This is a genomic window from Yoonia maritima (genome assembly GCF_003003285.1).
Classification (GTDB): domain Bacteria; phylum Pseudomonadota; class Alphaproteobacteria; order Rhodobacterales; family Rhodobacteraceae; genus Yoonia; species Yoonia maritima.
In genome coordinates, this window is sequence record NZ_PVTP01000010.1 from 14,547 (window position 1) to 27,654 (window position 13,108).

The window sequence follows — 13,108 nt, forward strand, 5'->3', positions numbered from 1 at the left end:
TACAGTAGAGCTTAGTTATGAAACAAGCACGCCATAAGGGCACCACGCGCGGATTTTCTCGTGCGGCGACGTTGATGCAAACCCGCATTCGCACTGCAAGCGAAGAGCGTGGCTTTGCTGTGACCCGCCTTTTGACACATTGGTCAGAGGTGGTGGGTGAAGCAACCGCAAGCGTCGCGACCCCTGTGAACGTGAGTTACGGCAAAGGCGGCATGGGTGCGACCCTAACGTTGCTGACGACTGGCGCGCAGGCCCCGATGCTTGAAATGCAAAAAGAGCAAATTCGCGAAAAGGTGAATGCCTGTTATGGCTATCGCGCAATTGCGCGTGTGCGTATCACGCAAACCGCACCGACAGGATTTGCTGAGGGGCGCGTGGCTTTTACCCCAGCCCCGAAAACCCGAAAAACGCCAAGCCCCGCCGCGCAGTCCGAAGCGCAGGCGTTGGCAGGCACCGTCGAAAGCGACGATTTGCGTGCAGCCCTTGCGGCGCTGGGCGCAAACGTCTTATCAAAACAAAAAACCTGAAAAGAGGTGAACATGAAACGTAGAACTTTGTTAGCTACTGGCGGCGCTGCCATTTTGACTGTTGGGGCTGGCCTTGGGCTTTTGCCACGTAATCAGCAGACAGGTCTTTTGCCTGGCGCTGCAAATGCACAAGAAGCAACAGGTGAACGGCCCGAGGTCATGGAAATGGTCGTCGGCAACCCGATGGCGAATGTCGAAGTGATCGAATACGCGTCATTCACTTGCCCGCATTGTGCCAGCTTTAACGCGAACCAGCACAAGCTGCTAAAAGCGAACTACATTGATACGAACAAGATCCGTTTCGTGTATCGCGAAGTGTATTTTGACCGTCCCGGCCTTTGGGCGTCGATGATTGCGCGTTGCACTGACAACCCTGACTTCTTCTTTGCGTTCTCGGACGTGTTGTATGAACAGCAACGCGAATGGCTGGCAAGCGGCGACCCCGCAACGATCATCGAAGAACTACGTCGCCTAGGTAAGACAGCTGGCCTTGATGATGCAGCGCTTGACGCCTGCCTTAGCGATGCAGCAAAGGCCGAAGCGTTGTACACGTGGTACCAAGAAAACGCTGACCGTGACGGTATCAGTTCGACACCAAGTTTCTTGATTGATGGCGAAAGCTATTCGAACATGGATTACGATGAATTTGCTGCAATTCTAGATGAAAAGCTAAGCTAAGTATTGTTGAACGATAGTGGAAAGGCGGGCCATCTGGTCCGCCTTTTTGCGTTATAACCCAAGCTGGTCAAATGCAGCGTCAATTGGCGCCCAATCTGCGATCTGTAGGCGAACGGGCAGCGTTATGACCTTCATCCGAAAACTGTCGGGCAGGCGTACCGCGTCTTTTTCGGTTGTAACCAGCTGTGCGTTTCGTGTTTGCGCCTCGATTTCAAGCCGCTTCATCAACGCATCGGTTAGTGGTTGATGGTCTGCCAATGCTTCGACGCGCACAACATCGGCACCCATTTCGCGCAAGGTTAAAAAGAATTTCTCGGGGTGGCCGATACCGGCAAAGGCAAGCAGTTTCAGGCTTTGCCACGGCATTCCCGTCGGAAGCGGCGCAAGGTGCCCGGTCAAATGCGGTACATCGAATGACCAATCTGTGGCGAATTGGTCCTGCGCCTTGGCTGGCCCGATCGACAGTACAAGATCAGCACGCCGAAGTCCGACATCGACTGGTTCACGCAATGGCCCAGCAGGAATAACCCGCCCATTGCCGAACCCGCGCATGGCATCAACGACAACGATAGATAGGTCTTTGGCGACGGTAGGGTTTTGAAATCCGTCGTCTAGTAGGATGACATCTGCACCCGCGTCTTGCGCTGCCTTAACACCAGCAGAACGATCACGCGCGACCCAAGTTGGCGCAAAAGCAGCGAGCAGTAGGGGTTCATCGCCTGTTTGGCCGGCTTTATGGTTGCGCTCATCTACCTGAATGGGACCTTCGAGGCTGCCACCGTAACCGCGCGACACAACATGGGGTGTGTGTCCCCGTTCTTTTAGCCGTTCAATCAACGCAATCGTCGTGGGCGTTTTGCCGGTGCCGCCAGCGTTAATGTTGCCAAGACAAACAACAGGGATATCGGCGCGGATTGCAGGCGGTTGCCGTAAACGGCCGGCGGTAAGGCCAGCATAAATAGCCGCCAATGGAGCTAATAGACGTGCTGTAAAAGCGGGGCGATCTGGAGCCGTAAACCAAAATAAAGGCGCGCGCATTCAGTGCCCCAATTCTTCGAGCCGTAGCCGAATATAGTCGGCAATCCGGTTGCTTACCGTTGCCCCACGAGAGGTGACATCCCATGCGGCATGCGCAAGTTCAGCAGTTTTATCAACAGCGAGCAAAATTTCGATGATTGATCCCAAATCGCCGCTTGATCGAATAAGACGCGACGCGCTTGCGGCATTCAAACGTGCCGCGTGTCGTTGAAATGGCGCAACAAGCGGACCGTATAGGACGGCCGAACCCAATGCTGTCGCTTCGAACGGATCACGGCAGCCGCCACCACGTAACGTACCGCCGATAAACGTGATTGGCGAAATCCGATACCACAAACCTAGATCATCATCGGTGTCGATCACATAAACTTGGGTCAGTTCTGTGGGTTCGGGTTCTTCGGATCGCAGTGTGACATAGAAACCTTGTTCACGCATCGTTTCCGCAAATGCTGTCGCATCGTTTTTGTTGCGTGGTATCATAATGAACAAAAGGCGGTGCGCGCGGCGGCTTGCCTGTAGGTGCGCACGGCTAAGGTCGTTTAGCTCGGCCAGATGCGCAGCGGCGGCCAACCATGTGGGGCGCGTACCAATTGCTTTTGCCAACGCTTGACGTTCGTCTTCGTCGCAGGGCAGGGGTGGCGGGCAATCTTCCATTGCGCCAGACACGATAATTGCTTCCTGCGAAGCACCTGCACGGGTTAAGCGATTGGCAGCGTTTTTATCAAGGGCAAGGATGGCTTCGAATTGGGACAGAAGGGATCGCATTGCGCCGGGCACCCAGCCACCCGTGACCTGTTCTAGCCCATCGCCGTTTGCATCGACCAGAATACTGTGCATCTTAGCGGCACGCATTTCGTCCATCAGTAGCGGGTCAAGGTCACCTCTTACCCAGATCCCCAGAGTGGGCTTCCAGTGGTCGATAAACTCGCGGATCGTTTCCTTATTGCGAGGTTCTTGCATGGCGCGCCCACCATTCGCATGGGTCCATTCGCGTAATGTAGCAATGATTGTGATCGGATCACCGTCTACGGTTACCTTCCGGCCCAAGGTCTCGATGGCGGTGAGTTGGTCGGCGTGCGTACACCGTGCCCAAATAACGACCCCTTCCGGGCGCGCCGGATAGGCAAGAAGACGTGTCGGTTGGTCAGCCGACCCCCGGCTTGCCAGATAGGCTGCAATTGAAAGGGATCGGGCCATGTTCGACTATCCAGCGGGGCTTAGCCCAGTTCTTCGGTCGCAGATGCGGCTGTTTCTTCGTCACGAAGACGGTGAATGTGCGCGATAAAGTAACGCATGTGGGCGTTATCAACAGTGCGCTGAGCAGCGCCTTTCCACGCGTTATATGCCGTTTCATAGTTTGGAAACATGCCAACAATGTCGATTGCGTCGACATCTTTGAACGCATTCTTCGTTGGGTCGATCAGTTCGCCACCGAAGACAAGGTGTAGGCGCTGGGTCATAGGGAAACCTTTGTGAGTGTTACGATTGCAGCCATTCTACGGGTTTGCGTTCTGCGGCTCAAGGAGCACGGCCAGATTGGCATGCAAATTGGGGCCGGCGGCCAAAACACCGGGCACCTTTGGAAAGATGTTGTTGAACTGAAGCGGGCGGTCATGTTGGTCAGTAACGCGTGCGCCGGCCTCTGTCGCGATCAAAGCGCCAGCAGCAATGTCCCATTCCCAACTGGGCCGCAGGGTCATCATGCCGTCAAAGCGGCCTTGCCCGACCAAGCACAATCGGTAAGCCAGAGAAGACCGAAAGGCTCGTTTGATCGGCGGCGCCACGCCACCACGCCAAAACCGGCCGTCAAAGTTGGGTTTAGCACCTAAAACAGTAGCGCCTTCGACTTGGACCTCAGAGGCACGGATAGGAACGCCATTCATTGTTGCGCCGCCGCCAAGCGTGGCCGCAAACATGACGTCGCGGACGGGTAAATAGACAGCTGCCGCAACGACTTGGCTGTCCTTTACAATGGCAAGGGCATGCGACCAGTCTTTACCGCCTTCGATGAACGCACGGGTTCCGTCGATGGGGTCCACCACGAATTGGCGTTCCGTCGACATCCGGGCGTCAGAGTCCTCGGTTTCTTCGGATAGCCAGCCATAGTCGGGACGCGCATCGCCTAGCGTTTCTTCTAGCATGTTGTTCACGGCCAAATCGGCCTCGGTCACGGGGCCTGCACCGTCGGGTTTGTCGGTGACGTTTGGGTTTTTCTGGAAAAACCGCATGGCGATGTCGCCCGATTGGCGGGCGGCATCGATCAAAAGCGAAAGATCAGTCTCCGGCAAGGGTTAGCCCTTCGACCAGAAGCGATGGAACCACGCGCGACAGATGCGTACGGGCATCGTTTGCTGGGATGATCGACATCAGCATATCGCGCAGGTTCCCGGCGACCGTGCATTCGTTCACTGGATACGTGATTTCACCATTCTCTACCCAGAACCCAGAGGCACCGCGTGAATAATCACCAGTGTTGGGGTTAATCGTTGACCCAATCATTGAGGTCACGAGCAGGCCAGTTCCCATCTGCTTGATGAGTTCACCACGGGTTTGGTTGCCCTGAGTAAGGGCCACGTTGGTTAGGCTTGGGTTTGGCGGTGCGCCGGTGCCACGTGCAGCGTTCGCTGTGCTTTCCAGCCCCAGCTTGCGCGCAGTCGCAAGGTCAAGTGTCCAGCCCGTTAGCACGCCATGATCAACAATCGCGCGTTGCGAAGTTTGCAGTCCCTCGGCGTCAAACAGTTTTGATCCAGGAACGCGCGCGCGGTGTGGGTTTTCAATGATCGAAAGACCCTTGGGCAATACCTGCTGGCCCAATGCATCTCGCAACCAGCTAGATCCGCGTGCGATCATAAGGCCGTTTGTCGCCTGTAGCAGGTGACCGATCAGACCGTTGGCAATCCGTTCGTCGAACAGGACGGGGTACGCGCCGGTTTTAGGCTTGCGGGCACCTGTGCGTTCAACGGCACGGGCTGCTGCGATTGTACCGATTTCATCAGCATCGCGCAGGTCCGCCTGAAACACGCGGTTGTCGTAATCATAGTCGCGTTCCATCTCGGCGCCGGTGCCGCTGATTGCAACGCATGACAGGCCGCGATCGGTGCGTGCATAGCCTGCAGAAAACCCGTTGGTCGCGGACATATGGATGTGGCGACGGCTATAGCCGGACGATGCAGACTGCACCTGACTGATGCCTGGATTGCGCAGGGCAGCGGCTTCGGCGCGGGCGGCTGCGTCTTGCAGCGCGGCGGGATCGGGTTCTTCGCTTGGATCGAATAATTCAAGAATATCTGTGTCGAGGTTCGTTGCCAGCTGCGATGGGTCTGCCAACCCGGCATAGGGGTCTTCTGGCGCTTCTTTCGCCATCGCGACAGCGCGTTCAGCAACTTGGATCAGCGTATCCGGCTTGGTGTCGGATGATGACACACAGGCCTGACGCTGGCCGACCAGAACACGCAATCCGATATCCACCCCTTCGGACCGTTCCGCATGTTCAAGCGCGCCGGCGCGGACGTCGATAGAAATAGAAGTGCCGTCCACGGCAATCGCATCGGCGCTATCAGCACCAGCACGGCGCGCAGCATCCAATAGCTGCTGGGTCAGATCAGAAAGAGGCTGTGTCATCAGGTATCCTTTGTTCCCTCAGACGTAGTGCGCCGGGCCGATACTCGCAAGACTACTTGACGCGTTCGCCGTTCATTCTGATTTCGCCATCGTCATTGATTTCCACCGATGTGGTCAAAGTTCCGTTGCCATCATCCCGAGTGAACGTACCGATCATCATACGGGGCATAGTGACATCCTGACTGGCTACAACGCCAATAGAAACAAGGTTATCCAGCAGTTCATGCACGCCCGTCAGCAAGATTTCTGCTGCCCCTGCTGGTCGTGGCATACCATCAAATGTATCAAAATCGTCCATGTCAAAGGTGAACGCGCCTTTGCTCTCTATCGATGCGCCAGCAGCACTAAGGTCAAACGCATTAATCGTCAGGTTGTGCAATTCGACAGGGTTCTGGTTTATCAAAAGCCCGTTCTCGATGTTTAGAAAATCCAACCATTCGACATTGTGCATGATGTCGGCTGAGAGATCGATATTCATGTCCATCTTGTCGCGCGACAGGATACCGCCAGGATCAAATCGATCCCAGATATTGTCGCTGAAGTTCGCCCCGCCAATGCCCATCTGGTACTTTGCATTCGTAGGTGTGTCAGTGCTCAACAGGGGAATGTTCAGAGACATCGACAGTCTGTCAGCCTGCGCTTTGATCGCAGAATTCAATCCAGCAAGGTCCATCCAAGAACTTGCTACAAAATCGCCCGAGCAATCATCCACGAGACTATCAATAAGTACGCCGTCCGCCGAGATGTTTACCGTAGAGCTTGAAGTGCCGCAGTTATGATCCACCGAAACAACTGCGTCATTGTTGATATAGTCGGTTTGCTCGCCTGAGCTTGAAGCCATTGATTGTGATGTCTGAATGAACATCCCATCACGCAACGCTGTACTGAGGTTCAGAACATCTAAGCCGCGAGCCGGAAAGGCGGCGCGGGCCTGGGCCTCTAACGCGCCGTAACGGCCTTTATCTACTGAGCGCGTTCCAAAGCCGTCGTTGGTTTCCAGCTCGTATCCTTGCGGGCCGTAGGAAATTGATGAGACAATTTCGATCAACTCACCTTCGTTCACAGTTGTTGTGTGTGAATAGCTCTCGCCGCTGAAGATCATCGACATTCCTACACCGTTATCGGTGGCATCGTCGCCTAAATCGACGTTGAATTTGCCGCTATAAGCACCCGCAGATTGTTTATAAGTTAGTGCGCCTGCGAACCCGCTTGCGCTGGTTTTCAATTCAGCTTGTTCTACCTGAATTTCACCCGAAAGTTTCTCATCTGTGAGTGAAGGATAGTCGAGTTCAAATCGGTAAGTGATCTTTTTGGGGTAAATGATTGAAACTGTGCCGTCGTCCTGTTCGATCATGGTCATCGGTGGCAGCGTAGAACGGATGGCTCCGGCTTCGAAGGGAAGGGCATAGCTGAACAGTATATCGTTCACGAATAGCATGTTGCCGTCACGTTCTAATGTTGCGTCTATCGTGCCACCAAAAGCCTGCACCAAAGCAATACGATTGTTCCACACATCATCCGCCGTAATATCGGCAAAGGTGGGTGAGGCAGCTAAGGTAAACGCTGTGGCAAGAAAAGAACGATTGGGCATCTGTAAATTCCAGTTAGATAATAAAAAAGGCGCGCCGGTTGCCCGACGCGCCGTTCGCTTCATATGTGGAGATTATTTAACGCGTTGTCCGTTGACAAGAACATGACCTTCGCCATTCACTTCTAGCGTTGTTTCAAGCTGGTCGTCGCCGGTGGTGCGGGCGAACATGCCCATCATCATCCGTGGCCCCATGACTTGCTCTTCTGGAACCAGACCCATTGCGATTAAGTTGTCGATCAGTTGGTTCAGGCCATTCACCTTGATCGCGACTTCGCCTTCGGGGCGTGGCATTGGCGCGAATGTCTGTGTGTCGGTTGGGTCGAATGTAAAGTCGCCTGCACCCGTGACCAAAGCACCCGCAAGTGCGATTTTCAGATTTTCGAGCGATAGCGTGTTCAATTCAAACGGCAGGTTGTCGCCTTTGATTGTTGCCTGCTGCGCAGGGTCCATCATGTCGATCATCGGTTGGGCAGTTCCGGCAAGTGCGAATTGGATCGTTGCAGGGTCGTGCGGCAGTACATTTCCCGGATCAATCATACCCCAGATCATTTCGTTGATCGCAACGTCGATGAAATCAAAGCTCAGGCGGAAATCTTCGGGTTGATCGGATTTGCCCAACGGTGCTTCGAAGCCAATACCATACTTTGCAAATGTGAGTTCGATTGGGAAGGGAACTTCGGATCCTGTGATGTTAAGGGCAACGTCGTTTGCGTTCGCATCATAAGAAACCACAGAACTATTGAATTGTCCCTTAAGGTCGGTGTCGCCCATGCTGACAGACCCAGCGAATTGTTCGCCATCTGCGTTCACATCAAAAATATAGCTGGCTGCATCGAGAGTATAACCTCCCTCCATCGCAAAACCGTTCGCAAACAGTTCTTCGGGGTTTTCGAAGTTGGCATCGATAGGCATCGCGATTGTAGCGGCCATATTTATGCCTTCGATCTTACCGCCGCCGGTAAAATATTCGTCTTTGCCGCCTGGGACTTGCACATCGACAAGGATATCCGTTGACGCGATGTCCAAGTCATAGCTGATATCATGCGTTTCAGTCTCGGCGGTGGTGTAGGTGCCTGACATATCGTTCAGCACAATGCTTGCTGTGCCGTCAAACGTGACATCACCGTCAACGACGTCTTTCAGTGCAATCGCGATGCTGTCTGCTTTTACGTCATAGTTCATCGCATCGGGATCGCCGGACACAACGAGTTCGAGGCCGGACTGTGTGGTTTCAACTGTAACGACCACATCGGATTCGGGCGTGAATGTGATCGGGTAGCTTTCGCTCATCGTGATGACGACGCTACCATTACGTTTTTCTTCGAAGCGTAGTTCTTTGATAGAGTAGTTTGAGGTGACTTCAGGTGATGTTGATGTGACGGACAGGTTACTAACAACCAGTGTATCGCCAGACATTTCTTCTGACCCAACTTCAATTTCAGTCTGCTGGTAAAGCGACATTTGCTCTTTCCAGTCGTCCCAGACCTGCTGCGCAGTCACGTCAGCCTGTGCGGCGCCACCAGCAACCATTGCCGCAATGCAGACAGCGCTGCGCATTTTCATTGAGTAGGTCATTCGAATTCCTTTTCGTTATAATCAGTCCCGGTCGTTGTCGGCGCCACCAAGTCGTGCCAAGATCGGGTGTATCGATCGATAAACTAATCACCAATGCAGCTTACCGAAAGGGACAAGCGTGAAAAACATTAACATGGTCGGGAAAACCATACTTATCACGGGTGCCAGCCGGGGTATCGGTGCCGCTGCCGCCCGCGAATTTGCGGCAGCAGGGGCCAATGTGGCATTGCTTGCACGTAGTACAGACCACATTGCGGACATCGCCGGAGAGATCGGCGAAAAGGCGCTCGCCATTCCTTGTGACGTGTCGCGACATTCCGAAGTGGAGGCCGCCGTCGCAGCAACAGCCCGCACATTTGGTGGGTTGGATGTACTTATCAATAACGCCGGGGTCATCGATCCGATTGGCGATCTATCTGATGCTGACCCGGATGCATGGGGGCGTGCAATTGATATCAACCTAAAAGGCGTGATGTACGGTATGCATGCCGCGCTTCCGGGAATGATTGCACAGGGTCACGGTACAATTATCACTGTATCGTCGGGTGCCGCGCATGGTCCCGTCGAAGGCTGGACCGCATACTGTAGCTCAAAGGCGGGTGCGTATATGCTGACGCGTGGCGCTGATCTGGAAAACCGCTCTAAGGGCCTGCGCATCATGGGGCTGTCCCCGGGAACTGTGGCGACAGAAATGCAACGCGAGATTAAGGCGTCAGGGATTAATGCGGTCAGTCAGCTAGATTGGTCTGATCACGTGCCGCCGGAATGGCCAGCCAAGACCCTTGTTTGGATGTGCACGCCAGAGGCCGACGCCTACATGGGGCTAGATGTGAGCCTGCGTGAACAGACCATTCGCGAACAGGTAGGTCTTGTATGATCCACTGTGAAGTGACGGGTGATCTATGGCGGATCACGATTGATCGGCGTGATAAAGCGGGTGCATTGACCCGCGACATGTTGGTCGAACTTGCCGAAATTGCAGAGCGCGCAACAGATGCAAAAGTTGTCGTTTTTGCAGGAACAGGGTCTGTTTTTAGCGCGGGTGCTGATCTAGAGGAGGCCCGCGCAGGACTCGCTGTCGATCCTGTTTGGGAGCGACTATCTTCGGCGATTGCTGCTTTGCCGGGATTGACGATTGCTGCGCTGAACGGAACCGTCGCAGGTGGTGCCTTTGGATTGGTGCTTGCCTGTGATCTGCGGATCGCCGTGCCAAAGGCAAAGTTCTTTTATCCAGTGATGAAGCTAGGCTTCCTTCCGCAGCCGTCGGACCCTGTTCGCATGGCCACATTGATCGGCCCATCGCGTGCGAAAATGATCCTGATGGCGGGCCAAAAGGTTCTTGCGGATGAGGCTCTGCAATGGGGGCTGATCGACCGGATTGTGCCTGAAAGCGAACTTGATGCCCATGTCGTCACGTTATCGCAGGACGCGCTTGGCGCTGAACATAGACATGTTAAGGGCATCAAAGGGCTGATTCCGGCGGGGTAATCCTTACTTGCTCTGCTGGATTAGTGACGTCAAAAGACAGGCAACTTGATCGGGGGTTTCATGGAACAAGACAATGCATTGATTGATCAAGCGCGTGCAGCAATTGATCAGGGCATCGTGCTAGCGCAGGATTGGCTGCTTTCGCCCGCCGCTTGGTCGCAGTTTGGATTGCTTATCGTAGCCTATCTTCTTGCACGTGTCGTGAATGCAAAGCTTACGCCGCGGCTTGAACGTTTCTTGAAGCCGGACGCAGAAAGTAATTCGATCCTGTCGCAGGCGCGCAGGTTTATTCTGCAATTCTTGCCGTTGATTCTGCCGCTGTTGGCCTATGGTTTCACTGCCGTGGGCGAGATTGTCACCCGGTCGATCTTTGGCTCTGGCGCTGTCATCGCGTTCGGTAAGCGCGTGTTCTTGTTCCTTGCGGCGCGTGCGTTGGCGCGTGACATTATCAAAGACCCATTCCTGCGGACGCTGGCAAAGTTCGTGCTTGTCCCGGCGACTGCGCTTTATGCGCTGGGCTTTTTCGATCAGGTGATTGAAACGCTAGGAAACACATCTGTAAGCTTGGGTAACATCAGCTTTTCGGCGCTTGCGATCCTACGAGGGATCGTTGCGGGTAGTTTGCTGTTCTGGTTGGGGCAGTGGTCCAACTCGCAGTCGGCTGCCTATATCGAACAGCAGCCTATGCGCCCCGCGATCCGGCAACTTGTTGTTAAGGTAACCGAGTTCTCAATCTTCGGGATCGCCTTCCTGCTGTTGATGAACATCATGGGCATCAGCCTTAGCTCGCTTGCTATCATTGGTGGTGCCGTTGGTGTCGGTCTTGGTTTTGGTCTGCAAAAGATCGCGTCCAACTTTATCTCTGGCGTGATCCTGTTGGTCGAAGGCCAAGCGACTGTTGGCGATTATGTCGAACTTGACGGCGGCGAGGCCGGGACGATCATCAAGATGACAGCGCGTGCGACGTTCCTTGAAACCTTTGATGGTCGCTGGATTGTTGTCCCCAACGAAGACTTCATCACGACCCGTGTTGTAAACTATTCCGACAGCGGGTCCGCTAACCGTTACGAAGTCGATTTTTCTGTTAGCTACGATACTGATATCAACAAAATTCCCGCGATTATCGAAGCGGCTGTTGCGAAGCATCCAGAAGTGCTGACCGAGCCCGAAGCCCCAGATTGTGAACTGCGTGGGTTTGGCGATAGCGGGATCGATTTCGCGGTCGAGTTTTGGGTTAACGGCATTGATGACGGAAAGAACAAATATACCTCTGATGTGTTGTTCTTCGTTTGGAATGCTCTCAAAGATAACGGTATCGAAATTCCATATCCGCACCGCGTTGTGGAAATCAAAGGCAACATGCCAACGTGACCGATGCCTTGGTCATTGGGGCTGGCCCTGCTGGGTTAATGGCCGCCGAGGTATTGGGAAAGGCTGGCCTATCGGTGTTGGTCGCGGATGCGATGCCATCGGTTGGCCGCAAATTCTTGATGGCCGGAAAGTCGGGTCTAAACCTGACAAAAATGGAGCCTATTGAGCAGTTTCTGGATGCTTACGGCGATGCGCCAAAGGTCATGCGTAATGCTGTTGCCGCATTTGGTCCGCAGGACGTTTCGGATTGGGCCGAAGGTCTGGGTCAGCCCGTTTTCACAGGTTCGACCGGGCGCTTATTCCCGACGGTTATGAAGGCATCTCCGCTGTTGCGTGCTTGGATTGGTCGACTGACTGATCTGGGGGTTGATCTGAAAACCCGCTGGCGCTGGACAGGTTGGGAAGGTCGGGCTGCGCGGTTTGATACGCCGGAGGGTCCACAGGAAATCATCCCAAAGGTCACCATTCTTGCATTGGGCGGCGCCAGTTGGGCACGGCTTGGATCGGATGGTTCTTGGGCGCAGTTTTTGCCGGATGCAGTCGCACCGTTTGCCCCCGCGAATATGGGGTTCGTGGTGGATTGGTCAGAACATATGGCCCGGCATTTTGGGACGCCGGTTAAGTCCGCGATGCTATCCGCTGGGCACACAAATTCACGGGGCGAGTTCGTGATTTCGGAACGCGGTATCGAGGGCGGCGGTATCTACAGCCTGTCCAAGCCGTTGCGCGAAGGTGCACGGTTGACCGTTGATTTGCTGCCGGACTGGTCCGAAGATCGCGTTCGCGCGGCGCTCGCGAAACCTCGCGGCAAGGCAAGCCTCTCAAATCATCTGCGCAAGGTTTTGCGGCTTGATCCGGTGCGCATTTCGTTGCTGTCCGAATTCGGTCGCCCATTTCCCGATGATCTTGCGCCACTGATCAAGGCGCTACCCATTCAGCATGCAGGCCCGCGTCCCATGGACGAGGCGATTTCGACCGCGGGTGGTGTTCGTTTTGATGCCCTGACAGATGGATTGATGTTACGCGACCGCCCTGGCGTATTTTGCGCGGGCGAAATGCTGGATTGGGAGGCCCCGACAGGCGGCTACCTGATAACCGGATGTCTTGCGACCGGTGTCTTGGCTGGCGCGTCGGCTGTTGACTACGTCGTCGGCAAGAATACCCACTGACCAGTAGCAATCCTTAATGCTGCGCGGTAGACATTTGTAACCAGAGTGAT

At 54.6% G+C, this 13,108-nt stretch carries 13 protein-coding genes; 6 read left to right on the forward strand and 7 right to left on the reverse strand.

Features of this window, described 5'->3' with window-relative positions:
• Nucleotides 1-17: 17 nt before the first annotated feature.
• Both CLV80_RS13735 and CLV80_RS13740 read left to right on the forward strand, forming a co-directional pair.
• Nucleotides 18-527, forward strand: coding sequence for a DUF721 domain-containing protein (locus CLV80_RS13735; protein WP_106358506.1), 510 nt, complete (start codon nucleotides 18-20; stop codon nucleotides 525-527).
• A gap of 12 nt (nucleotides 528-539) precedes the next feature.
• Nucleotides 540-1,205, forward strand: coding sequence for a DsbA family protein (locus CLV80_RS13740; RefSeq protein ID WP_106358507.1), 666 nt, complete (start codon nucleotides 540-542; stop codon nucleotides 1,203-1,205).
• A gap of 51 nt (nucleotides 1,206-1,256) precedes the next feature.
• On the opposite strand, the gene lpxK is transcribed toward CLV80_RS13740, so the two are convergent.
• From lpxK to CLV80_RS13775, 7 genes are all read right to left on the reverse strand, one after another.
• Nucleotides 1,257-2,243, reverse strand: coding sequence for a tetraacyldisaccharide 4'-kinase (lpxK, locus tag CLV80_RS13745; RefSeq protein ID WP_106358508.1), 987 nt, complete (start codon nucleotides 2,241-2,243; stop codon nucleotides 1,257-1,259).
• On the reverse strand, nucleotides 2,244-3,440 hold the full coding sequence (locus tag CLV80_RS13750) for a 3-deoxy-D-manno-octulosonic acid transferase (protein WP_106358509.1): 1,197 nt from the start codon (nucleotides 3,438-3,440) through the stop codon (nucleotides 2,244-2,246).
• 20 nt (nucleotides 3,441-3,460) lie between these two features.
• Nucleotides 3,461-3,703: a DUF4170 domain-containing protein gene (locus tag CLV80_RS13755; protein WP_106358510.1), complete on the reverse strand. Its 243-nt coding sequence runs from the start codon at nucleotides 3,701-3,703 to the stop codon at nucleotides 3,461-3,463.
• Between the two features lie 36 nt (nucleotides 3,704-3,739).
• Nucleotides 3,740-4,531 (reverse strand): inositol monophosphatase family protein, encoded by a 792-nt coding sequence (locus tag CLV80_RS13760; protein WP_106358511.1) that lies wholly within the window; start codon nucleotides 4,529-4,531, stop codon nucleotides 3,740-3,742.
• Nucleotides 4,518-5,864, reverse strand: a complete 1,347-nt coding sequence (locus tag CLV80_RS13765; RefSeq protein ID WP_106358512.1) for a TldD/PmbA family protein — start codon at nucleotides 5,862-5,864, stop codon at nucleotides 4,518-4,520. Before CLV80_RS13765 ends, CLV80_RS13760 begins: the two co-directional genes overlap by 14 nt.
• 52 nt (nucleotides 5,865-5,916) lie before the next feature.
• Nucleotides 5,917-7,455 carry a hypothetical protein gene (locus tag CLV80_RS13770; protein WP_106358513.1) on the reverse strand — a complete coding sequence of 513 codons (1,539 nt, stop codon included), beginning with the start codon at nucleotides 7,453-7,455 and terminating at the stop codon, nucleotides 5,917-5,919.
• A gap of 72 nt (nucleotides 7,456-7,527) precedes the next feature.
• Nucleotides 7,528-9,030, reverse strand: a complete 1,503-nt coding sequence (locus tag CLV80_RS13775; protein ID WP_243394577.1) for a DUF2125 domain-containing protein — start codon at nucleotides 9,028-9,030, stop codon at nucleotides 7,528-7,530.
• A 127-nt stretch (nucleotides 9,031-9,157) separates the two neighbouring features.
• Between CLV80_RS13775 and CLV80_RS13780 the strand changes: the two genes are divergently transcribed.
• From CLV80_RS13780 to CLV80_RS13795, 4 genes are read left to right on the forward strand one after another with little or no spacing between them, the layout of a single operon-like run.
• Nucleotides 9,158-9,907, forward strand: a complete 750-nt coding sequence (locus CLV80_RS13780) for an SDR family oxidoreductase (protein ID WP_165793392.1) — start codon at nucleotides 9,158-9,160, stop codon at nucleotides 9,905-9,907.
• Nucleotides 9,904-10,518: an enoyl-CoA hydratase/isomerase family protein gene (locus CLV80_RS13785; RefSeq protein ID WP_106358515.1), complete on the forward strand. Its 615-nt coding sequence runs from the start codon at nucleotides 9,904-9,906 to the stop codon at nucleotides 10,516-10,518. Before CLV80_RS13780 ends, CLV80_RS13785 begins: the two co-directional genes overlap by 4 nt.
• 60 nt (nucleotides 10,519-10,578) lie before the next feature.
• Nucleotides 10,579-11,889: a mechanosensitive ion channel family protein gene (locus CLV80_RS13790; protein WP_106358516.1), complete on the forward strand. Its 1,311-nt coding sequence runs from the start codon at nucleotides 10,579-10,581 to the stop codon at nucleotides 11,887-11,889.
• Nucleotides 11,886-13,058, forward strand: a complete 1,173-nt coding sequence (locus CLV80_RS13795; RefSeq protein ID WP_106358517.1) for a TIGR03862 family flavoprotein — start codon at nucleotides 11,886-11,888, stop codon at nucleotides 13,056-13,058. The genes CLV80_RS13790 and CLV80_RS13795 overlap by 4 nt, the downstream gene beginning before the upstream one ends.
• Nucleotides 13,059-13,108: the final 50 nt, after the last annotated feature.

Coding starts and splice junctions, on each gene's coding strand:
- CLV80_RS13735 (WP_106358506.1), top strand. CDS start 18: ATGAAACAAGCACGCCATAAGGGCACCACGCGCGGATTTTCTCGTGCG.
- CLV80_RS13740 (WP_106358507.1), top strand. CDS start 540: ATGAAACGTAGAACTTTGTTAGCTACTGGCGGCGCTGCCATTTTGACT.
- lpxK (WP_106358508.1), bottom strand. CDS start 2,243: ATGCGCGCGCCTTTATTTTGGTTTACGGCTCCAGATCGCCCCGCTTTT.
- CLV80_RS13750 (WP_106358509.1), bottom strand. CDS start 3,440: ATGGCCCGATCCCTTTCAATTGCAGCCTATCTGGCAAGCCGGGGGTCG.
- CLV80_RS13755 (WP_106358510.1), bottom strand. CDS start 3,703: ATGACCCAGCGCCTACACCTTGTCTTCGGTGGCGAACTGATCGACCCA.
- CLV80_RS13765 (WP_106358512.1), bottom strand. CDS start 5,864: ATGACACAGCCTCTTTCTGATCTGACCCAGCAGCTATTGGATGCTGCG.
- CLV80_RS13770 (WP_106358513.1), bottom strand. CDS start 7,455: ATGCCCAATCGTTCTTTTCTTGCCACAGCGTTTACCTTAGCTGCCTCA.
- CLV80_RS13775 (WP_243394577.1), bottom strand. CDS start 9,030: ATGACCTACTCAATGAAAATGCGCAGCGCTGTCTGCATTGCGGCAATG.
- CLV80_RS13785 (WP_106358515.1), top strand. CDS start 9,904: ATGATCCACTGTGAAGTGACGGGTGATCTATGGCGGATCACGATTGAT.
- CLV80_RS13790 (WP_106358516.1), top strand. CDS start 10,579: ATGGAACAAGACAATGCATTGATTGATCAAGCGCGTGCAGCAATTGAT.